The 21,821-nt window shown below is 36.9% G+C and carries 28 protein-coding genes; 7 read left to right on the top strand and 21 right to left on the bottom strand.

Translation table 11 applies throughout. The features are described 5' to 3' along the window. Positions 1-69: 69 nt before the first annotated feature. The 3 genes from trhA to ACFSO7_RS15660 all read left to right on the top strand — a co-directional run bounded on the left by trhA (position 70) and on the right by ACFSO7_RS15660 (position 1,690). Positions 70-717, top strand: coding sequence for a PAQR family membrane homeostasis protein TrhA (trhA, locus tag ACFSO7_RS15670; protein ID WP_377878268.1), 648 nt, complete (start codon positions 70-72; stop codon positions 715-717). 11 nt (positions 718-728) lie between these two features. After that, positions 729-1,181, top strand: coding sequence for an OsmC family protein (locus ACFSO7_RS15665; protein WP_377878267.1), 453 nt, complete (start codon positions 729-731; stop codon positions 1,179-1,181). Between the two features lie 101 nt (positions 1,182-1,282). After that, complete coding sequence (locus ACFSO7_RS15660) at positions 1,283-1,690, top strand: SET domain-containing protein (RefSeq protein ID WP_377878266.1); 408 nt, start codon at positions 1,283-1,285, stop codon at positions 1,688-1,690. Between the two features lie 12 nt (positions 1,691-1,702). On the opposite strand, the gene ACFSO7_RS15655 is transcribed toward ACFSO7_RS15660, so the two are convergent. Further along, entirely contained in the window at positions 1,703-2,644 is a 942-nt protein-coding gene (locus ACFSO7_RS15655; protein WP_377878265.1) for a DMT family transporter, read from the bottom strand. Positions 2,645-2,868: 224 nt separating this feature from the next. Between ACFSO7_RS15655 and ACFSO7_RS15650 the strand changes: the two genes are divergently transcribed. After that, on the top strand, positions 2,869-3,363 hold the full coding sequence (locus ACFSO7_RS15650; RefSeq protein ID WP_377878264.1) for an Lrp/AsnC family transcriptional regulator: 495 nt from the start codon (positions 2,869-2,871) through the stop codon (positions 3,361-3,363). A gap of 70 nt (positions 3,364-3,433) precedes the next feature. Here ACFSO7_RS15650 and ACFSO7_RS15645 read toward each other — a convergent pair whose 3' ends face one another. From ACFSO7_RS15645 to ACFSO7_RS15635, 3 genes are all read right to left on the bottom strand, one after another. Then, on the bottom strand, positions 3,434-4,657 hold the full coding sequence (locus tag ACFSO7_RS15645; protein ID WP_377878263.1) for an MFS transporter: 1,224 nt from the start codon (positions 4,655-4,657) through the stop codon (positions 3,434-3,436). A 175-nt stretch (positions 4,658-4,832) separates the two neighbouring features. Continuing rightward, complete coding sequence (locus ACFSO7_RS15640) at positions 4,833-6,545, bottom strand: methyl-accepting chemotaxis protein (protein WP_377878262.1); 1,713 nt, start codon at positions 6,543-6,545, stop codon at positions 4,833-4,835. Positions 6,546-6,718: 173 nt separating this feature from the next. After that, positions 6,719-7,582, bottom strand: a complete 864-nt coding sequence (locus tag ACFSO7_RS15635; protein WP_377878261.1) for an AraC family transcriptional regulator — start codon at positions 7,580-7,582, stop codon at positions 6,719-6,721. A gap of 550 nt (positions 7,583-8,132) precedes the next feature. On the opposite strand from ACFSO7_RS15635, the gene ACFSO7_RS15630 reads away from it, so the two are divergent. Both ACFSO7_RS15630 and ACFSO7_RS15625 read left to right on the top strand, forming a co-directional pair. Further along, complete coding sequence (locus ACFSO7_RS15630; RefSeq protein ID WP_377878260.1) at positions 8,133-8,603, top strand: hypothetical protein; 471 nt, start codon at positions 8,133-8,135, stop codon at positions 8,601-8,603. Beyond that, positions 8,600-9,109, top strand: a complete 510-nt coding sequence (locus tag ACFSO7_RS15625; protein ID WP_377878259.1) for a hypothetical protein — start codon at positions 8,600-8,602, stop codon at positions 9,107-9,109. The genes ACFSO7_RS15630 and ACFSO7_RS15625 overlap by 4 nt, the downstream gene beginning before the upstream one ends. Positions 9,110-9,182: 73 nt before the next feature. On the opposite strand, the gene ACFSO7_RS15620 is transcribed toward ACFSO7_RS15625, so the two are convergent. The 14 genes from ACFSO7_RS15620 to ACFSO7_RS15555 form a co-directional block, all read right to left on the bottom strand. Beyond that, entirely contained in the window at positions 9,183-9,626 is a 444-nt protein-coding gene (locus tag ACFSO7_RS15620) for a GNAT family N-acetyltransferase (protein ID WP_377878258.1), read from the bottom strand. 108 nt (positions 9,627-9,734) lie between these two features. Further along, positions 9,735-10,049 (bottom strand): Clp protease N-terminal domain-containing protein, encoded by a 315-nt coding sequence (locus ACFSO7_RS15615; protein ID WP_483861712.1) that lies wholly within the window; start codon positions 10,047-10,049, stop codon positions 9,735-9,737. Positions 10,050-10,155: 106 nt separating this feature from the next. Continuing rightward, positions 10,156-10,881, bottom strand: a complete 726-nt coding sequence (locus ACFSO7_RS15610; protein ID WP_377878256.1) for a CoA-transferase subunit beta — start codon at positions 10,879-10,881, stop codon at positions 10,156-10,158. Next, the gene (locus ACFSO7_RS15605) at positions 10,878-11,711 is read right to left on the bottom strand and encodes a CoA transferase subunit A (RefSeq protein ID WP_377878255.1); all 834 of its coding nucleotides are present in this window, start codon (positions 11,709-11,711) and stop codon (positions 10,878-10,880) included. The genes ACFSO7_RS15610 and ACFSO7_RS15605 overlap by 4 nt, the downstream gene beginning before the upstream one ends. A 37-nt stretch (positions 11,712-11,748) precedes the next feature. Further along, complete coding sequence (locus ACFSO7_RS15600; RefSeq protein WP_377878254.1) at positions 11,749-13,080, bottom strand: CoA-disulfide reductase; 1,332 nt, start codon at positions 13,078-13,080, stop codon at positions 11,749-11,751. 16 nt (positions 13,081-13,096) lie between these two features. Beyond that, a complete protein-coding gene (locus tag ACFSO7_RS15595) occupies positions 13,097-13,354 on the bottom strand; it encodes a EutN/CcmL family microcompartment protein (protein ID WP_377878253.1) in 258 nt (85 codons plus the stop codon). A gap of 14 nt (positions 13,355-13,368) precedes the next feature. After that, positions 13,369-14,025 carry a phosphate propanoyltransferase gene (gene pduL, locus ACFSO7_RS15590; RefSeq protein ID WP_377878252.1) on the bottom strand — a complete coding sequence of 219 codons (657 nt, stop codon included), beginning with the start codon at positions 14,023-14,025 and terminating at the stop codon, positions 13,369-13,371. Positions 14,026-14,039: 14 nt separating this feature from the next. Continuing rightward, entirely contained in the window at positions 14,040-14,315 is a 276-nt protein-coding gene (locus ACFSO7_RS15585) for a BMC domain-containing protein (RefSeq protein WP_377878251.1), read from the bottom strand. A gap of 44 nt (positions 14,316-14,359) precedes the next feature. Next, positions 14,360-14,635, bottom strand: coding sequence for a BMC domain-containing protein (locus ACFSO7_RS15580; protein ID WP_053476391.1), 276 nt, complete (start codon positions 14,633-14,635; stop codon positions 14,360-14,362). Positions 14,636-14,650: 15 nt separating this feature from the next. After that, complete coding sequence (locus tag ACFSO7_RS15575; RefSeq protein ID WP_377878250.1) at positions 14,651-15,001, bottom strand: BMC domain-containing protein; 351 nt, start codon at positions 14,999-15,001, stop codon at positions 14,651-14,653. Beyond that, positions 14,998-15,291, bottom strand: a complete 294-nt coding sequence (locus ACFSO7_RS15570; RefSeq protein WP_377878249.1) for a BMC domain-containing protein — start codon at positions 15,289-15,291, stop codon at positions 14,998-15,000. Before ACFSO7_RS15570 ends, ACFSO7_RS15575 begins: the two co-directional genes overlap by 4 nt. Continuing rightward, positions 15,285-15,608, bottom strand: a complete 324-nt coding sequence (locus ACFSO7_RS15565) for a BMC domain-containing protein (RefSeq protein ID WP_377878248.1) — start codon at positions 15,606-15,608, stop codon at positions 15,285-15,287. The genes ACFSO7_RS15570 and ACFSO7_RS15565 overlap by 7 nt, the downstream gene beginning before the upstream one ends. Positions 15,609-15,617: 9 nt before the next feature. Beyond that, positions 15,618-17,153, bottom strand: coding sequence for an aldehyde dehydrogenase family protein (locus ACFSO7_RS15560; RefSeq protein ID WP_377878247.1), 1,536 nt, complete (start codon positions 17,151-17,153; stop codon positions 15,618-15,620). Between the two features lie 11 nt (positions 17,154-17,164). Then, positions 17,165-17,965, bottom strand: coding sequence for a class II aldolase/adducin family protein (locus ACFSO7_RS15555; RefSeq protein WP_377878246.1), 801 nt, complete (start codon positions 17,963-17,965; stop codon positions 17,165-17,167). Positions 17,966-18,241: 276 nt separating this feature from the next. Between ACFSO7_RS15555 and ACFSO7_RS15550 the strand changes: the two genes are divergently transcribed. Then, the gene (locus ACFSO7_RS15550; protein WP_377878245.1) at positions 18,242-19,003 is read left to right on the top strand and encodes a DeoR/GlpR family DNA-binding transcription regulator; all 762 of its coding nucleotides are present in this window, start codon (positions 18,242-18,244) and stop codon (positions 19,001-19,003) included. A 335-nt stretch (positions 19,004-19,338) separates the two neighbouring features. On the opposite strand, the gene lepB is transcribed toward ACFSO7_RS15550, so the two are convergent. From lepB to mtnA, 3 genes are all read right to left on the bottom strand, one after another. Beyond that, complete coding sequence (gene lepB, locus ACFSO7_RS15545; RefSeq protein ID WP_377878244.1) at positions 19,339-19,869, bottom strand: signal peptidase I; 531 nt, start codon at positions 19,867-19,869, stop codon at positions 19,339-19,341. A gap of 82 nt (positions 19,870-19,951) precedes the next feature. After that, on the bottom strand, positions 19,952-20,626 hold the full coding sequence (locus ACFSO7_RS15540; protein ID WP_377878243.1) for a GNAT family N-acetyltransferase: 675 nt from the start codon (positions 20,624-20,626) through the stop codon (positions 19,952-19,954). Positions 20,627-20,746: 120 nt separating this feature from the next. Then, on the bottom strand, positions 20,747-21,817 hold the full coding sequence (gene mtnA, locus ACFSO7_RS15535) for an S-methyl-5-thioribose-1-phosphate isomerase (protein WP_377878242.1): 1,071 nt from the start codon (positions 21,815-21,817) through the stop codon (positions 20,747-20,749). Positions 21,818-21,821 lie beyond the last annotated feature (4 nt).

Below are 21,821 nucleotides of genomic sequence, written 5' to 3'. Positions count from 1 at the left end.
AATTGACTACATCATAACATATATGTATTATTCTAAGTAGTATTAAAAACTACATAAAGGAGTGTTAGCATGAATACCTATATGCGCGAACCAATCAACGGACTTACCCATCTTGCTGGAGCTTTATTATCTTTCGTCGCTTTGATTGCGATGGTCATAAAATCTTCGATGACAACCGGATCACCACTTTCCATTGCAGCGGTTATTATTTTTGGTATCAGTATGATACTGCTTTATTCAGCCTCAGCCACCTATCATATGGTAATCGCAAAGGATAAAGTAATTGCTTTCCTAAGACGACTTGACCATTCGATGATTTTTGTTTTAATCGCTGGAACATATACTCCTTTTTGTCTTATTAGTTTAAAAGGCGTGACGGGTTGGGTATTATTTTCTATTGTGACAGCGATAGCCATATTCGGGGTAATTTTTAAACTTGTCTGGTTCCACTGTCCGAGATGGTTGTCTACTGCTCTTTATATTGCAATGGGTTGGATGATTATTTTCTTTGCTTCCCCACTGTCGGATCAACTAAACTCTAATGGGCTCTTCCTTTTGATTCTTGGTGGAATCCTTTATACTATTGGCGGAGTGATTTATGGGGCTAAGCCGAAATTTTTAAAATCAAAGTATATGGGCTACCACGAAATTTTTCATATATTTATTATGTTAGGTACCTTAGCCCACTTCTTCTCCGTATTTTTATATGTCATTTAGGGAGTGAAACGATGACCGAACACCGATTTCATTTAAAAGCGAATTGGCCTGGGCTACGAAATGATGTTGGGGAGATTGAGACTGGAAACTTAATTACAAAAGTCTCCATCCCACCTGAAATGGATGGTCCAGGTATTGGTACAAATCCAGATGAAATGTTACTTGGAGCAGCTGCTACTTGCTATATCATTACACTTGCGGCTATGATGGAACGTAGTCAATTAGAAAAGATGAATTTAACGATGGAATCTGAAGGAATTGTTGACGTCACGAAGGGAATAATCACTTATAAAAAAATTATCCATCGACCACATATTATTTTAAAACCGAATGCATCCGAGCGTGATCTACAGTTAGCAGAAAAACTTGCCAAAAAAGCAGAAACCTCCTGCATGATTAGTCGTGCGATTCAAGGAAACGTCCAAATCGAATTGGATTCTAGGATTGAATTGGCTACTGAGTAATTTTTTTTAAAATCTTCAAGTAAAAAAGTTGCATTCCTCTTCATTTATTGGCAAGCTATAAAATAGGTAAAGACTTCATAGAACAGAAAGTAGATGAGAAGATGATAGAAATCAAAACTTCCACACTTAGTGATGGAGAGTTCAATAGAGGGGTATTTGCCACACGTGATATTGCCAAAGGTGAGCTAATTCATGAAGCACCTGTCATTTCATATCCGAATGCAGAGCATGTTCACATTGAGAAAACACTACTTGCTGATTATGCATTTGAGTATGGAAAGAATCACACAGCTATTCTTTTAGGATATGGAATGCTGTTTAACCATTCGTATCAACCAAATGCTACTTATGATATTAACTTTGATAACCATACCTTTGACTTTTTTGCTTATAAAGATATCAAAGCCGGAGAAGAAATCCTCATCAACTATAACGGGGATGTCGATGACAATGATCCATTATGGTTCAACGAGGATTATGAAGAAGCGATTAAGAAAGAAAATGAGTAAAGTAAAACAGACCTATTCCTTTTCGGGAGTAGGTCTGTTTTGTATGAGTCTGGCAAAAGGAATAGCAGATAAAGTAGATTTTCCACTCATTTTAAAATAGGAGAACAGATAACACCCGATTATGACAATTCCACTACCAATGCCTTGTAACCATGTCATTTTTTCACCCAAAATCAAAAAAGCCAAAATCGCTGTAAATATCGGATTGAAATTCAAGAATATACCTGATGCCATTGCACCTAGTTTCTGAACACCGATATTCCAAAAAACCATACACAATACGGTTGAAACAACACCAGTATATAGAATGGATACGATAAACGAAGAATCAATCCTGGTTACGGAAAAATGAGTGAGATTAAACGGAAGTAAAATAAGCAGCCCAAATATCCCCGAATATAAGGTTGACATCAACGGCGATGTCACTTTCGTTGCCCATCTACTACAAACTGAGTATATTCCCCAAATACATACCGCGATGATCATCCACAGATCACCCCTATTAAACTCCAATATAAGAAATGAATCAAGTTTTCCTTTTGATAGAACAAGAATGACACCAAATAAAGAAAGAATCATAGAAAGCAGCTGTAGTACATTCATTCTTTCTTTTAATAAGATAAACGAAAATATCGCAATGGATAGCACGTTTAAGGTAGAGATTAATCCAACATTTGTTGCTGTTGTCTGCTCTAAGGCCATAAATTGAAAGAGATTAAATAGAACAACTCCGGTTATTCCCATTAGCACTAAAGGAAGGAGCGCTTTTCGGGGCGGGAAAAGTCGTTTCTCTTTCCACCAAACCATTGGTATGAGGCAAATAATTGCAATAATCCATCTTAAACTCGTTAATGTCATCGGTGAAGCATGACCAACTAATCCTTTTCCTACAACAAAATTTCCTCCCCATAAAAGACTAGTTAGAAGAAGTAACAAAACATAAATAAATGGCATGTATTTAACTCCTTTTTCGTATTCGTATTTAGCTTAGGGCCAATATGTAAGGTGTGATAACTATTAATAATTTTAGCATTTCATCTACGTATACAATAATTTATTTTGTATACTTAATAAAAAACGAAATAATCGAAAGTAAATATACCATTTAAGGAAATATAATTTATTTTACATACAGGAAATGCACTATTTTCCGAAGAATTGAAAGGGGTTATCTCATAATGGAGTCAGTAACAAACAAAATGTTAGATGAATTAGATTTGCAAATTTTAAATATTATTCAAAATGAAGCCGGGCTGAGTAATATCGAACTAGCAAAGCGTGTTAATTTATCTCCTCCCGCTACTCATACAAGAGTCAAACGATTGGAAAATGAAGGATTTATTGATCGACAGGTAGCTATTTTAAATCAGGAGAAGCTTGGGTTTAATTTATTATGCTTTATTTTCATCAGCACAAATATTCACCAAGCCGAAAAGCTGGAGGTTCTGGAGAAATCATTAGAATCCATGTCAGAGGTATTAGAATGTCACCTATTAACCGGTGAGTATGATTATTTATTGAAAGTAGCCAATAGAGACCGTAAAGAGTTAGAGAACTTCATTCGAAAATTAAATCAGCTTGGAATTACACGAATTCAAACAAGCTTGGCCTTAAGAGAAGTGAAATATTCTACTGTATTACCGATTGGGGAAGTGAAAAGGAATGATTTCTAAAGAATAGCAAAGTTCACTGAATGAAAATGGGGTAACGGAGAGCATCGAGAATAGATGCTCTTGTCTTTTATCAACCTGCCAAATGTTCGGTCTTTTCTTCATAATATTCTAATTTATTTGGTTTGAAAATAGTTAACAATAAGACCACAGCAATAAAGACTCCTAAACCAGAAAAGAGTAGGCAAACCATTTGCAAAGAATATAATTCTGCAAAGAATCCAAGGATTAAGGTTAATCCTATTTGAATGAAGCCTTGAGCCATGTCTGCCATACTTCCGAACCTACCCATGATTTCCAATGGCACATTTTTTTGAAAAAAAGTCGCGTATCCAGAGTTTGCAAATGCCATAAAAAAGCCTAGGAATACAAATGCTACGGTGGCAGTAATGAAGTTAATGGATGCATAAAAGAGTACATACCCAATAGAAGTTAATAGCATCCCTGCACCTAAATATAGACGTAATGATAATCTTTTAGCTGTCATTGCGGAAACCGAAGCCCCTACAATCGCTCCGATACCAGTAATACTGACAATTAAACCATAATCACGATCCGTCAAATCTAAATGCCTTTTAATGAAAGTAACCTCTTGCGAATCAAGAGCAAAGCCGATGAGCATTGCACTCTGGAACAGTAGGTAAACAGACATAAAATATTTTGCTGACTTTGAAAAATCAGTAACTATTTTCCAATCACTAACAAGTGTTTTCCATTTCACCGGATCCCGTCCTTTGCCCATTTGCTCATCAACATTAGGTAAAAGGAAAATAAAAAAGGCACAAATGAAAAAAGTAATTGCATTAATGATAATACATAGATCCGTACTAAATTTCATAATTAAGACACCTGCAATTGCTGGACCAAGTAAAAAGGCACCTGAGCTCGTCATGCTCATTATCGAATTAAAGCGTTTCCTATTTTCAGAGGGTACTAGTTTCGTTATGTATACTTGAGAACTTGGCCCGAAAAAGGAACCAGCTATATTTACCAATAGCATAACGGAATAAATGGCCCATAATGACGATATGAAGGGAATAGTAAATATAAGAATTCCTCTAATCACATCAACCATGATCATCAATTTACGTTTATTTACCCGATCAATCACGCTTCCTGACCACATATTCGTAAGTAAAACGGCAATCGGTCTAATGATAAAAAGCCCAGCAACCGCCGCAGCAGAACCTGTTAGATTTAAAATTGCGAGATTTAGCGCAATTAAGTAAATCCAATTCCCCAAATACGATACCCCTACTCCAGTTATTAATAGAATGGGATTTTTCCAATTATTCATTGATTCACCTCTTATATTTAAAAGATTCTTAATATTATTATTGTATCCTTATATTTCCACCAAATAAAGTAGAAAACCCTTTTTCCAAAAAGTTATAAATTATAATAAAAAGCAAGCTGGCTACTAGCCTGAGCTTGCTTTTCCCTTTAAATATTTTCAATTTACTACACTTGTATTATATTTTAAATTTTTTAACTAACTCATCCAATTCTTCTGCCATAAAAGATAGGGATTTCGATGAAGAATTTATTTCCTCCATAGAAGCAAGTTGTTCTTCTGCTGAAGCTGCCACTTCTTCTGAACTTTCTGCATTGCTTTTTGCTAATAAAGTCATTTCATTTGAAGAGGATGATATTAATTCTAAGCTCTTTGAAATTTGCTGAACGGTTAAGGTAATGTCCTCTATTTGAGGTGTGATATCACGTGTTTTTTCTAGAATACTTGTAAATTTGTTAGAAGTATCCGTTGAAATAATCATACCACGTTCTGCCTTTTCCATTACATCTTTCATAATCATTACAGAATTGTCTGTATCTCTTTGAATACTTGTGATTAAATCTCCGATCGTTTTTGTTGAAGCTAAAGATTGTTCGGCTAATTTCCTTACTTCATCGGCCACGACTGCAAATCCTTTCCCATGCTCACCGGCTCTTGCCGCTTCAATAGCAGCATTTAGGGATAATAAATTGGTTTGTGCAGCAATGTCACCAATAACATCAAGTATTTTACCAATTTCTTGTGATCGATGAGCAAGTGATTCAATTACTTTATTAGATTTACTTACGGATTCATGGATAAATCTCATTTGGGTTAAATTATTGTCAACAATACTACTTCCTTCTTCTGATTCGTCTGCAGTTGATTTCGATAAATCCGATACTATCGTTGAACGATCCGAGATTCGTAAGATTCCTTCTAATACTTCTCTTAATTCTTTTGAAGTATTGTCTAATTTTACAGATGAAGTTTCTGCTCCCGATGCAATTTCTTGGATGGCAGTAGCAACATGTTCTGTTGCTGACATCGTTTGGTTTGCACTAGCAGTTAATTCTTCTGATGCAGCAGCTACTTGTTGTGAAGTTAATCTTACATTTTCAACAATACTGCTTAATCCATTCATCATATTATTAAATGATACTGTTAAATCTCCGATCTCATCCTTGGATTCGTAGGTACCTTTGACCGTGAAATCCCCTTCTTCTGCTTGAGAGAATAAGATTTTAATGTCATTTATTGGTTTAACAATAATTCTTGAGATCAAAGCACCGAGTGTAAAAATAATGACTACAGTCAATAATATGACCCCAAATAATATGACTGTTGCATTTCTGATATTTTCTTTATTTTTTTGATTTTGTTTATTAGCGTAATCTAAATTCGATTGTTGTAATTGTTCGAGTAAGTTATTTACTTCATTACGATCTTTTACGACTTCATTGACATAAACTTCATATGCCTCATCATTATTATTTCCTATTGCAAGTTCAACGGCGTTTCCTCTAGCTTCACGTAACTTGCGAGTTTGTTGATGATATAATTCAACAGTCTTTATTTCTTCTGGTAATAATTCTATTTTCTCGTATTTTTCAATCATTGTGTTGATTTCATCGATATTTTCTTTAATCAATTTATTTAATTCATCTTTTTCTACTTGATCAGTTGTTATCATCATTCGTAATGTATACGCATCTATTGCTTGATTATTTATCCTAACTTGCCCCAACCATTGATTGGGCATTAATAATTCTTTATACATAAATTCAGATTCTTTTGCTATGTTCCTTGTATAGCTGATCCCTACCATACCAACAATGAATGATGCTAGAATACTAATAATTAATAAAAATAACAATTTGCGCGAAACTTTAAGATTACGTAATATTCCCATCTGTCCCATTCTCCCTTAGATGTATAAAATAATTGTGCTAATTTATTTATCGGAGAAAATGATCAAATTATAATATTTAGTTTTATGATTTTTTTCAGAAAAAAAAAAGCAAGATGATTCACCTTGGGTGATCACATTGCTTTTTCATGTATTTTCTCTTTTGTTTTTCTTACTTATTTAACAGGAATCCAAATTTCAGAAACTAAATCAGGACTTGAAGGATCCTCGTCAGTATATACCTCTAAATCTGGTGTACCCGCATGTTCATAGCCACTGGAAGGAAACCATTCAGAAAAAATTTGTTTCCATACCTTTGGCATTGCATCTGGCATTGGACCATGAACTTCAAACACAGCCCATTTAGATGCAGGTATATTTAATTGTAATAACCCCTCAGGTACTTCACCTTCGTATTCAGTGGCTATCCAGTAGTCCATTACTTGTTTAACTTTTGCCTCTTCGTCCACGACACATACACCTAAAACACCATTAATTTGTCCATTGTTTAGCTTAAATAATACATCATCAGTTCCTTCTGTGTTTACTTCATCCCACATTTTCGGAATCCCAACAAGATTTTCATCATTAACACATGAAAACTCCCTCTTAATCCCAACAACCTGAAAACCATCTCTTTCAATCATCTTATATTGCATCGGTTCTGCTCCCTGAAGACTCACCTGGATGACCAGGCGGTTATAAGATTTCAGCTTCCCAGTATAGTTTCGTGCTTCACTTGGGGTAACCCCATGCAATTTACGAAAAGCTTTTGTGAAAGCCTCAGGAGTTTCATAGCCATATTTATAGGCGAGATCAATGATTTTTCTGTCTGTTTTCGATAATTCTTGTGCAGCTAATGTCAAACGTCGGCGCCGAATATATTCACCAACTGATAGATCAGTCAAAATGGCAAATGTTCGTTGAAAATGAAATGCCGAAGAGTTCGCTTGATTCGCTATACTTTCAATAGAGATATCTTCTAATAAATTATCTTCCATATATTCGATCGCCTTTTGTAATGATTCCACCCATGCCATGATACTCACTCCCTGATTACATACTAACAATATTATAAAACGGAATCCTGTCAGTTTGTGCTTTATAATGACAGTAGCTCTTATGCATTCTTTCTAGAATCCTTTATGAACCTTTATTTTAGTTAAACCAATTTTAATATATAATTATTTCTAATTTGATTTTAGAGTTTTCTAAGCTTATAAATATATGAAAATAGCCAAGATAGGATACCACCTATCTTGGCTTCTGTTCAGCTCGAGCATTGAATTTAATCATCCAGAATTAAAAGCGTAATCTCTAAAAAAATAGGCTTTCAAGAAGTGTATTTAATTCAGCATAGGCTCCACTTTACTCGACATCTATATCCACACTATTATACGTCCATTCTAATTTGGATGGAATATGAACCGCATTGTAATAAGGTATTAAGGATTTTTATTTAGTTCTAGGTCTGATATCCTCTCTCCATATTATCTTGATCAAATAAAGGCAACCTTGTATATATTACACGACAATTGGAAAAATAAAAAAGGGACATATAAATCTTAAGTACAAGTGAGTTGACTTTGTATGAACCTAAGTCTTTATTTAGACTTCACCTTTATTTTAATACTTGCCTTTTGTCTTAGTAAAAAGCCGTTGCTAGTGTTAGAAAATATTTTCATTTTTATCATTACCGAATTTTTAATTTCAAGTTACTATGGGATATTGATTATCAATACGAATGTGGCTGATGTTTCACAGGAAAATGATCATCTCATTATATTTCGAATAAGTGAAATTATTACGACGCCTTTATTGATGCTGTGGTTCCATAATCTCTTATCAGTTATAAAAACTCCATTCTATCGAATCTCTTTTTCCATCCTATTTATCGCTCTAATGTATTCTTTGGAATTATTACTCGTTTATTGGAAAGTCATTATCTACCATGATTGGGGAATATGGAATTCTTTCTTGGCAATACCTATCATTCTTTTGATTTCCACAACACTTCATAAAGTATTTAGATATATGCTAAGAAAGGAGGGAATTCAGTGATTATACCGCTACCGAAATCATTTGACCAAAATGAGTGGTTCCTTATTATTTCTTTTTTAATATCTATTTTTCCCGTTTTTGTCCTGCCGAAGCGGATACCATCAACTATAATGATTTTAATGATGATTTATGCTGCGGTAGTCGCAAGGCTATTTGATCATCTATTAGCTGGTCCACCCTTAGACTTCTATAATTTAATGGATAAAGGGAAGTTTGAAGCTTTCGATATACTCACGTATCTTCTATACGCACCTTTTTCCTATTTTTTTGTGTATTTTTATGAAAAATGGCACATCAAAGGCTATAAAATTTTACTTTATATCATAGCTTCTTCCATTGGAGGAACAGCTTACGAATGGCTTTCACATTACTTTAACGTTTTTAACTATAAAGAATGGCAGCTTCCATATTCCCTTACTGTTTATTTACTGGTTCAGCCATTAACGCTGCTTTTTTATGAGTATATAAAAAAGGCACATGAAAGAAGTGTAAACTTTTATAATTAATTTTAATCTCGTAAATAAATTAGGAATAAGATAGCCATAGGGAAATATCCCCATGGCTATTATCTAAACCTTTTTATAAAGAATATGATTTTCGGTCAGTAAATAAAGGGATGACAACCGCATTACATGATTTCTCATAAAACTCTATCGGTCCGGCACCACCAAATATCGCATACTCATACCCTATTTCTTTCATATCCTTTAGACAATAATGGAGTAACATATATCCGATTCCTTTTGCTCTACTATTTAGTGAAACACCCATAGGACCAAAATAGCCTTTTCTATTTTTAAACACATCAAAAGCAGCAAAGCCAATGATTTGACTATCTTCACTTAATGCAAAATAAATCGAAGGATTATCTATTAGAAAACCATTTTTAATCGTCTCTGCCCATTCTTGCGAAAATTGATGTTTGACAAAATGAATTAATTGCTCAGAATCTCCTTTTTCAGCTTTTCGAATCTGTGGCGAATGGATTTCTGGGAATGTATAATTACCTAGATGAGTAATCATATCTCTTGAGGTTGTTCCGAGGGTTACGATTATTTTCTTGTTTTCTTCTGTTAAAAAATGGTCTAGTACACTTGTAGTTGTGAGTGCTTTCAGAATATGTCCTTCATTTTAAAAAATTTGTTTGTAACGATGCATATAGTCCTGCGCTACTTCTAGCACCATCTCCACCTCTTTACTTATAGGGATGCTGAAGTAAGGATTATTATATGCCTGTGGAGTTTGAGTTTCATACATCCGTTCCCCTTCAGCCCTTAAAGCATCTACGTCGAATTTTCCTTTAAACAAAATTTCTCCTAATACGCCTGTTCTTTCTACTAAACAAGCAATAAGCAAATGAATTGGCATAACAACTTTTACTTTTTTAAAAAGAATTTCTTCTTCCGCTAAACGGAAGACTCTTGCCACTCGGTTTGATAATTTCACCAAATTAATCGCCCCCACCCTGATATTTCACAGCCCTTGTATAATTAAATTCGTAACATAAGGAATACGGTTAAACCCGATTCCAATAAATAGAATCGGGTTTCTATTAAAATTCAATCGACCGATGATCATGTGGATCGATTTTTTTCAACATGGCTAGTTCTTGTTTTGAAGGTAGGATTGTGTATTTGATTTCATCATATAGTAGTTCGAAGCCTGTATTCTCTTTCACTTCTTCAAAACTTGATGTTGGGTGGATGCTATCTAAATGAAGTTTGCCGTTACGGAATTCAAAAACACATAGTGGTGTCACAATTTTCCAGAGGTTTCCGCGAGTTGTGATGAAGTCCACTTTCTCCACAAAGGTTCGAATATCATGTTTTGTTCTCCAAATGATCGCCTTTTTTGCTGTTGGGATAAGGACAGCACTTCCTGCTCCACCAGGAAGGCGAACCTTTGGTTTGTGATAATCCCCGATTACTGAGGCATTGATATTCCCGTTGATATCGAATTGAATACCGCCAAGGAATGCCACATCTAGCCTCCCACGCATGGATAAGTCAAAGACTTGTTCTAATGGAAAGTAGGCTTCTGCAGTAGCGAGTAAATCCGATCCAGCAGAAGAATAGGATGCGTTTTGGATGTTTGCTGGATTAACTCCACCAGGGATATTTAAATGGACTAAGTCAGGGGCATGCAACGATTTCGCTAGTTTCATAGCCACCATTGGGAGATGGGACGACACTCCGTGAAATACCGTTTCTTCGTCTTTAAGCATGTTTGAAATCGCACAAGTCATGATGTCGCTGATTCTGTATTCTGTGTTTATCATAATCGTAGACCTGTCCTTTCACCTGCATAATCCTTCGCTTCATAGCTTTTTATATAGCTTTCCATTTCTGCTTTCGTTTTCATTTCGATAAAGGAAGATAATGATTTGTCATCAATGTCATACTTTTTAAAGCAAGCCGTTGGACTTGCTCCTTTTGGTGTATGAACGACGGCATGGACTAAAAATCCAGGGATATCAATACGGTCAGCTTGGAGTTTTGTTTTACTTTCTGGAACAATTTGTTCCGTTGTTATAATAACCTTTTGGGCTGCACGGCTGATTAAGATATCTTCAAATTTTGGCCCATAGATAATGGCATTTCCTTTTGCATCACATTCTTGAACATGAATAATGGCCACATCCGGAGTGAGTGACTTTACTAAAGTAACGGGTTCCCCTCCGAAAGGATCTTCGACAACGACAAAATAGTCATTTTTGAGAAGCAAATCACCAGCATTTAGTCCCCGAACTGGCATAAATGGAACATTCATTGTTGCGGCGCGAAGTGCACAAATCACTGTATAACAAGCATGTTCGTTTCCTTTGATTGTACCCGTTTGAACACCTTTACGATAATGAGCAGCAAGACCGTATTTCGTTTCGTAGCTGACAAAACCAGCATCGACTGATTGTACACAATCAAGTGCGCATAATAAGTCGATATCATGAGCACCAGCTGTTTTAACAAGCTTTAAGTTTTTCTTTTGTTGCCTAGCGATTTCACGGACAGCAGCCATCGGTGCCCGGTGAAGCACATTTCCCCCAAACACAACCATGTCCCCATCCTGCACCAATTGAATGGCGTCTTTTAAATTCATCACCTTTTTCATTTATGCCACCTCCGTTCATTTATAAATTTAAAAATAATCATTTCACTGCATTACAAGCAATATGTACAGCATCCCAGACACCTGCAAAAGGTGGTGCATAGACCAAATCGGTCATTCCTAATTCGTCTGCGGTCATATTGTTGTGGATGGCGACAGCAAAGATATCAATGCGGAGGACGGCTCCTTTTTGTCCAATTGCCTGTGCCCCAAGGATTCTCCTTGTTCTTTTTTCACAAATAAGTTTGATCCAGATCGGCGTTTGATTAGGATAATAGCCTGGATGATCGGCACTTTTGACAAAAACAGTTGTGTAATCAAAAGCTAAGTTCTGCGCTTCTTCTTCCGATAATCCTGTTCGCCCCATCTCAAGGTCACAAACTTTAATCGCTGCACTTCCTAGTGTGCCTACATATTTATTATGTTGACCCGCAATATTTGCACCAGCTATTCTGCCGCATTTATTAGCGTTTGTACCAAGGGGGATAAACGTATTTTCTTCCATTACTTTATGATAAACCTGTGCACAATCACCTGCAGAGTACACGTCCATTATATTCGTTCTCATCTCTCTATCGATGATGACAGCTCCATTTTTGGCAAGTAAAATCCCGGATCCTTCAAGGAATTTTGTTGCTGGCTTTACACCTATAGAAAGAAGCACTAAGTCAGCTCGATAAGTGCCTTTATCCGTTTTCACAGCTTCAACACGATCGTTACCGACAAAACCTTCGACTTTTTCCTCTAAATTTAATTGGACTCCATGACCGATTAGTTCTTTTTCAGCAAGTTCGGTTAATTCATGATCAAAAGTTTTTAGAATTCGCTCCGAAAGCTCAACGACTCTTACATTTTTTCCTAGACGAAGCATGGCTTCAACTACTTCAATTCCTATGTAACCTCCACCTACGATGACAACATCTTTTACCTCAGGACTGTCGGCAATTTCTTTTAGGCGGATTCCATCTTCTAATGTTTTTAAGACATGGATATTTGCAAGCTCCACACCCGGAAATGGTGGGATAAGTGGAATCGTTCCAGTCGAAACCATTAACTTATCGTATGTTTCGATGAACATTTTATTGTTTACGAGATCTTTGATCATCACTTGTTTTTTATCTGGGACCACTTTTACGACTTCATGCTGGGGAAAAATCTTCATTCCCATTTGTTCGAACTGTTCTTTAGTTCTGGCAATCATTTTTGTATAATCGTCATTTTCTCCAGAGACATAGTAAGGAAGCCCACATGCCCCATACGATAAAAATTTTCCCTTTTCATATACAACGATTTCGGCATCTTTGTTCATTCTTTTTAATTTAGAGGCAGCAGACATCCCAGCTGCTACCCCTCCGATTACGATTAGTTTCATTCGTATCACCTAACCCTTATCCAATGGTTGGTTCGTTATCGATAATCCCGACGACAACGGCATCGACTGGTGCTAACTTTTGTAAGGCATGTTGGGCTGGGGCGCCTTTTGTTACAAGGACAAGTTCACCTTCACCTGCGCCAAGTTCATCCGCTGCGATAAAGTATTCGTCCTTATTTCCATAGCTTGGCTGTATGACGAGCAGTTTAACACCTTGCAAACCATCGTGTTTTCTTGTGGATACTACTTTACTTATCACCTTACCCATAATCATGTGGTGATCCTCCGTTAATCAACGATTAATTTTAATTGTTCGTTTCCTGCTAAGTTGAATGCATTGGCATCATCTGTGTCAATATGCATATCAAGGGCGTAATTGTCCCGAACCCGAATGGTAACTTGACCCATTATTCCGCCTTTTTCACCTTCAACGAGAACAGAAACTTTTTGTTGATCCCGCACACCAAAGTTCCTAGCATCTAGTGGTGTCATATGAATATGGCGGTCGGCAATAATGCAGCCCTCACCTAATGTTAGACTCCCATGTGGCCCGATTAGAGTGATGGGAGCTGATCCTGCAATATTTCCAGAGTTTCTAACCGGTGGGTTTAAACCTAATTTCCTTGCATCCGTACGCGCAATTTCAACTTGTGTTTGTTTACGCAATGGACCAAGAATCCTAACATTTTCTATTGTGCCCTTTGGGCCTTGTAACATTACTTTTTCATTACAGGCAAATTGGCCGGGCTGGGAAATCTCTTTAAATTTTGTTAATTCATAGCCTTTACCAAAAAGGATTTCCACATGCTCCGGTTGTAGATGAAGATGTCTAGCTGAAATGCTTACAGGGACATGTGTTTTCGTTTCAATAAAGTTGTGACTTTGTAACTCTTCGACAACTAATCTTGTAATATTTTCAATTAATTCCTTTTGGTTGATGGTCACTGATCATCACCGTCTTACTTAAGAAAAGGTAATAATTTTTCGACATCCGCATGTGGTCTTGGAATAACATGAACAGCAACTAGCTCGCCTACTCGCTGAGCAGCCTCTGCACCTACTTCTGTTGCCGCTTTTACTGCACCCACTTCACCTTGAACGATAACTGAAACTAAGCCTGACCCTATTTTCTCACTTCCAACGATTTCAACATTTGCTGCTTTTAACATTGCGTCTGCTGCTTCGATTGCTGCTGTTAATCCTCTTGTTTCGATAATTCCTAATGATTGGCTCATTTCATATTCCTCCTAAGTTTTCACTTTATATTTTCTTAAAAAAATTATTTTAAACTAGGTAATAGTTTGCTAACATCACCATGTGGTCTTGGAATGACATGTACGGCTACTAATTCGCCTACTCGCCCAGCCGCTTCTGCCCCAACTTCAGTAGCGGCTTTAACTGCTCCTACATCACCTTGAATAATGACTGACACTAATCCAGAGCCGATTTTTTCACTTCCAACGATTTCAACATTCGCTGCTTTTAGCATTGCGTCTGCTGCTTCGATTGCTGCTGTTAAACCTCTAGTTTCAATAATTCCTAATGATCCGTTCATGTTATCTTCCTCCAATTATTTTTTATTCTTTTTTTCGCGTTTCAATGGTTTTTCATCTATTTTTGTATCTACTGCTGGTGCAGCAGGTACAATATATCTCAATATTTCCATGTGGGGATTGGTGATCACTAAAGCCATTTTCAAGGGGTTTCCCGACTTTTGCTCAGCCAATTGCTTCGCAACATCTACTGCAACCGTTACATCGGAAACACTTCCTCCAATGACTAAAGATACTAATCTTCCACCTAAATATTTTTCACTTGTTAAAAATTCAACATCAGCCGATTTACACATTTGATCTAATAATTCCATCGCAATAGAAAAATATTGTGTTTCAACCACGCCAATTGCCTCGTATTTTTTCATTCTTTGCCACCTACTTCTTTTGGAGCGATTAATTTTTCAAGACCTTCATATGGTCTAGCAATCGCACGAACCGCAATAAGCTCCCCAAATCGTCCAGCCACCTCAGCTCCAACTTCTAAAGCTTCCTTAATAGAAGCGAGATCTCCTTGAATCATAATGGTGACCAAACCTGAACCCACACGCTCGACATTAAAAACCTCGATATACGCTGATTTCACCATTGCATCAATACAGGCTGTCGCTGTAACAAAACCTACTACTTCTAATATTCCAATAGATTGGTTTACCATTTCGGCTTCACCTTGCCTGCCACAAGTAATTTTTCCAATTCCTTCATGGCAGAAGGGATTAGACGGGTTAATATCTCATTTTCAGCGATGTATTTGCTCGCCTCATGTCTAGCAACTTCTAGTGCTACCTCGACATCAGAAATGCTCCCGCTAAATTTCACTTGTACGACAACTGGAATAGGAGCATGATCTCCTTGTGTTGGATTATTTACATCCATTCCATCAATGGTGATATTGGCAGCCTTACAAGCTTTGTCCATTGCAGCTAGTGCCACACTATACCCTTGAACCTCTAATAAGCCAACTGCTTTTGTCATCCTTTTCACCTACCCTATGATCCTAAATCCACCTTCGGCAAGGACACATCTCCGTTGTCGAGTAAACGTTCTTGCTGAAGTGATTCCTTCTCCGGTTGGACCAGCAATAGTCATCGTTGAATGACCTTCTCCCCCAAATCCAACACCAGCTAAGGACGATGCATTTTTCACAAAAATAGTCGTCTCAACGGCTCTAGCAAACTTTGTAAGATTATCGACATTTTTGGAGTGCATTAAGGCGGTATGACGGTTTCCATGCTCAGCAGCAACAGCTAATCGGATTGCCTCATCCAAATCTTTCACTCGAACGATCGGAAGAACTGGCATCATTTGCTCTAATTGGACAAATGGATGATCGAAATCTACTTCACAGATTAATAGCTTTATATCAGCAGACGAATTTATGCCAAGTTGTTGTAGAAATAGATTCGCATCTTTGCCTACCCATTGTTTAGCTACATGGTACTCACGCTTATTATTCAACGAACATCCTCGAGCTTCTTCGTTCACATTTTCTTCAAGGGCAAAGCTCATTACTTTAGCTAGCTCATTTTGATCGAGCATATATGCTCCATTTTGTAGCATGTTAAAAATGAAGTCATCTGTGACCGCGTCCAACACAAAAACCTCTTTTTCAGCGATACAAAGAAGGTTATTGTCAAAGGATGCACCCGCAATAATCGATTTAGCTGCGTTTTCAAGATCAGCCGTTTCATCGACAATAACAGGTGGATTTCCTGCTCCCGCTCCAATTGCCTTTTTCCCTGATTTTAAAAGAGTTCGAACTAAGCCAGGTCCGCCTGTACCGACAAGCAGTTTCACTTTTGGACTGTCGATTAAAATCTGCATCGTTTCAAGCGTTGGATTTTTCACCATAGTGACTAAATTGGCTGGACCACCGGCTTCTTTAATGGCTTTGTTAAGAAGTTCGATCACATAAGCACAGGAATTCTTCGATGATGGATGAACATTAAAGACAACTGCATTTCCAGCTGCTAACATGCCTATGGAATTATTAATAATCGTTTCTGTTGGATTCGTTACCGGTGTAACCGCTCCAATTAAACCAAATGGAGCTTGCTCAACAATTGTAAGACCTGCATCACCGGAAAATGCATCAGTTTTTAAATCTTCTGTCCCAGGAGTTTTTGCAGCGGCTAACTCATGCTTTGCTACTTTATCTTCGTAACGTCCCAGCCTCGTTTCTTCCAAAACCATTTTAGCTAAATTTTCTTTTTGTTGTAAAACGGACTCACGAATGCTTGAAATGATTCTTTCTCGATCCTTTAATTGGAATTGCTTGACATAGTCCGCTTGCGCCAAATAGCCGGCTTCAATCGCATCTACCATATTTTCAAAAATTCCATTGGAGGAGTGATTTGCTTCTTTCACTAATGATGAGAAATGAGAAACTTGTTTCATTTGAATCGGTTTGATTTCTTCTTTTACTGAAACTGGCATGGAAGGAGTTTGTTCAATTACCGTTTCAATATTTTGCAAGACCGATTGAATAATTTTTTGGATATCTTGCTCTGATATACTCATAAACAACCTCCTTACTTATTCATGATGTTTTTTAATACTTCTTGGGTAACTTTTTGAACAATGCTTTCAATAACAGCATCTTTCCCAGAGGTCGACATTGGCTGAACACTGCTCTCTTCTCCTACCTCACAAGTTGGAATCCCACCAGTTTTGATCCCCATCTTTTCTCTAATGTTAATTAGATCAGATATTTGGGAACAGTTAAGTTCATTGGCTTTATTAATAATATTGTTAGAGTACATGAGCATAAGTGCATAGTGTTCAAGAGACTCCATTCGATAATACGCCTCAATAATATCTCTTCCCCATGTAAGAGCTCCGTGGTTCGCTAAAAGAACGGCATTGTAATCCTTACAATACGGAGCAATCGAATCTGGAACTTCTTGTGTGCCCGGTGTTGCATATGGAGCAACAGGTACTGTTCCTAAAATAACAACAGCTTCAGGTGAAACTGGCTTATCTAAATTAATTCCTGCAATCGCAAATGATGTTGCAACAGGCGGATGTGCATGTACAACAGCATTCACATCCGGATTTTCATTATAAACGCGAAGATGCATCTTCACTTCAGAGGATGGTTTCATTTTTCCTGATATGACTTTACCAGAAAGATCCATCTTCACCATCATATCAGGGGTCATAAATCCCTTACTTACCCCTGTTGGTGTCGTCCAAATGGTATTAGGTCCAACCTTTACGGAAATATTCCCATCATTGGCTGCGACAAAGTTTTTATTATATATCCTTCTACCGATCTCACAAATTAACTTTTTTGCTTCAAAATCTGATAAATATTTTTGTTGTTTATGCATGAATGACTACTCCTTACTTTAAAACATCTTGTATTTCACTAATGAAATTTACCGTTTCATACTTTTTCTATATACTCATAATTTTCTTATGATATTAGGGTTTTGTCAATTTTTATTTTGTTTTTATCGTAAGTTTTGTTGAATATATCTATCGAAACTCACAAAAAACCAAATGAAACATGTTTTTTTTGAGAAATCGCTTTATATCAGTAGTTTGAAACATTTTTACAATCCACATAATATGGTATAATATTTTTAAAAAACAAGGAGTTATATATGCTGCCGATCGCCCGTAAGAATAAAATTAAAGAATTAATTATAGAGAAAAAGAGTGTAACCGTTTCGGAGCTTACAAATCTTTTTAAGGTGACAGAAGAAACCATTAGACGAGATTTAAAACAACTCGAAGATGAAGGTCTTTTAAACCGTACATATGGAGGAGCATATATATCCGATGGCGTACAAAACGATGTAAATGTGAATTTAAGGGAGTTCATTCATGTCGAGGGGAAGAAGAAAATTGCATCAAAATGCATCTCGATGATTAAAAGTGGCGATTCTATTTTTTTAGATGCTTCTACGACTTCATTAGTCATTGCAAGCCAACTCGAAGATAAAAAGCTTACCGTCGTAACAAATTCCATCAAGGTCGTAAACACCCTAATTGAAAAGCCTAATATCAATATTGTCGTCATTGGCGGTACTCTAGCAAGCTCCTCACTATCAAATCTTGGGAGAAATGCAGAATCCAATATGTCTCATTATTTTTTTGATACCGCTTTCATCTCATGCCGATCAGTCAGTATGCAACACGGGGTGACTGATTCAAATGAACAGCAGGCAGGGATCCGAAAATTAGCAACAGAACATGCGAATAATGTATACTTAATTGCTGATTATACTAAATTTGACAAAACCTCATTTGCTAGAATATGTGGGTTCGATAAAATTAACAATGTGGTTGTAGATAAAACTCTATCCTCAGATTGGCGCCAATTTCTTGAGGAACAAAATATATCGTTGTTTGAGTGTGAATAGGAAGGCGAAAGCGCACTTGTAAGCCCCGATAAAGAAGACTGGTCGATTATTGGCGAGAGTAGCGAGCCAGAGACCTAGTCGCACTTATGCAAACCGTTCTTTGTTTTGCCAAGCAAAGCTTTGCCACTCGGAAAATCATTCTTTGACTTTTTGAGTGGCGAACATTTGACCTCGAGGTCGACAAAGGCGTGACGTCCTGTCGCTTGTCGACACTAGTACATCCTGTACGTCGGGGCTAGGACGCTTGCGCTGGACAATTTTCGAAGTCCAAAAAAACTATACTTTCTTAACTTGTAGAAAACACAAAAGGAGCTTGGTTGACCAAGCTCCTTTGTTTATTTTGGAATTCCAATCTCCTCCAACGGAAAAATACGCATTTTCACTTCCCCAATAATAGAGTCTTTTGAAATAAAGCCAAACCTTCTACTATCTCCACTTTTTAATCGATTATCTCCCATCACAAACAAGGAGTTTTTTGGTACCTTTGCTTTAAAATCTTCTGTAAGCTTTTCTTCTGGTAAAATTGCTTCTTTATTTGATTGTAAATAAGGCTCACTGTATTTTTTACCATTAATATATAAAACATCATTTTTCACTTCTAATGAATCCCCTGGGAGACCGATTACTCTTTTAATCAAATACTCATCATCAGTAAAAGGCGAGTGGAATACGATCATATCAAAATGCTCTATTTTACTGATTTTGCTCACGACAACTTTGTTATTTTCCTCAAATGTTGGTTCCATCGATTGGCCTAGAACTGTTACGGGTGTAAAGATGAATTGACGGCAAATAAACGTAATCACTGCGGCAAATAAAATTGATTTCGCCCATGAATACAGTTCTTTTTTTGTATTTTCCTTCATAGTCATCCCCCTACAAGTCATTTCCTTTATTGTACCATAAAGAGACAACTCACTTTCAAGAAGTAGGATGATAAATACATATTTATATTCCCATTTCACTTAAACATCGATTAAGGATTGATTTATCAATTCCATTTACTTCATCATACTTTTCCTTGTACATCTCCTGAATAATTTCTTTTACCAATGAATTACTTACTCTATCCATTTGGCAATTTTTAATATAAAGATTTAAAGGTATGCTGATTCCATCTTTATGTAGTGGAGGCTGGACGTACTCAATCCCTCCATATTGGTTATAACCATTTTTTTGAAAAAACCTTCCCCTCTTCCTACAATCTTCTTTTTCTATCTCCGTAAGTGCTAGTTCTTCCATTTCGGTTTCCAAAACGATTGCCTTCAGTGAATTTTCATCTGCTAATCGGGCATCCTCGTTTAATATTTCTTCTAATTTTAATAAGGTCAATGTACCTAATCCCTTATTACGTATAAGAGGATTTATTGCTATATACACGATAAACCCTGTATTTACCTTTGCCAAATAATGTCCAGTAGCAAATGAAACAAGCTCGTCGCCTTCAAACCCTACTAGTAACCGAAAATGATTCGGAAATCCAACTTTAGCATATCGCAGACTTCGAAAGAACATTTCATGTGGCTCTCTTACTTCAATTGGAAAAGAATGATCATACAGTCTTAATACACTTTCTAAATGAATCATATTCTCCTGAGTGATTTCTTCCCATTTGATTGTCATTATTAGACCACCTTTTCAATTCAAATTCCCTCAATTATAACATTACCTTTGAAAAGACCTAACCAAAATCATCTACAAAAAAAGCTGCCACACTCATCAAAGTGTGACAGCCCATCAATTCTAATTCTCTTTTTTAAACATTTTCGGCAGGCTCTCTTCAAATGGAGCATAAGCAATTCCATTTTGAGTGATGATCCCTGTAATTAATGAATGATCCGTTACATCAAAGCATGGGTTGTAGGTTTTCACGTCTTTAGGTGCCATTGATTTTTCGTACCATTTCGAAGTGATTTCCTCTGATGGTCTTAATTCAATGTGAATATCTTCACCTGTTGCACATTCTAAATCAACAGTTGAAAGAGGTGCACACACATAAAAAGGAATTCCGTAGTGTTTGGCTAAAATCGCCACACCCGATGTACCAATTTTGTTCGCTGTATCCCCATTTGCAGCTACTCTATCACAGCCGACAAGAACTGCTTGAATCTTTCCTTCCTTCATTACAATCGATGACATATTATCACAAATTAATGTGACGTCAACGCCTGCTTGCTGAAGCTCCCATGCTGTTAGCCGTGCTCCCTGAAGCAGTGGTCTTGTTTCATCAGCATATACTTTGAAATCATAGCCTTTTTCTTGTCCTAAATAGATCGGTGCTAAAGCTGTCCCATATTTCGCCGTCGCAATCGTTCCAGCATTACAATGCGTTAATATTCCCCAACCTGGCTCGAGTAAAGAAAGGGCATATTGACCGATTGATTCACAGACCTCTTCATCTTCTTTTCGAATGATTTCAGATTCATCTTTCAAAGCAGCCTTCACTTCTGTTACATTCTTTCCAGCTTCTTGTTTCAATCGTTCTTCCATTCGATTTAACGCCCAGAACAGGTTTACTGCAGTTGGACGAGAAGATGCAAGATAATCCTTCACTTTTTTAAAGTTTTCGTAAAGTTCTTCATACGTTGTAGCTGTTGACATCTTTGTTCCTAAATACACGCCATATGCAGCTGCAATCCCAATCGCTGGCGCACCTCGAACCTTCAATTCGTAAATCGCTTCCCAAATATCCTTCATTTCTTTCAATTCTAAAAAGACCGTTTCATTTGGCAATAACGTTTGGTCCAACAAAATTAATGTATCGTTTGCGTCGTCTAGTTTGACGGATTGAATGACTGTTACTGGATTCGTCACGATG

The sequence above is a fragment of the Bacillus sp. CGMCC 1.16607 genome (assembly GCF_042683745.1).
Taxonomy (GTDB): Bacteria; Bacillota; Bacilli; order Bacillales; family Cytobacillaceae; genus Pseudoneobacillus.
The sequence above is the reverse complement of the archived record's forward strand: the minus strand, read 5'-3'. Positions and strand labels throughout refer to the sequence as shown.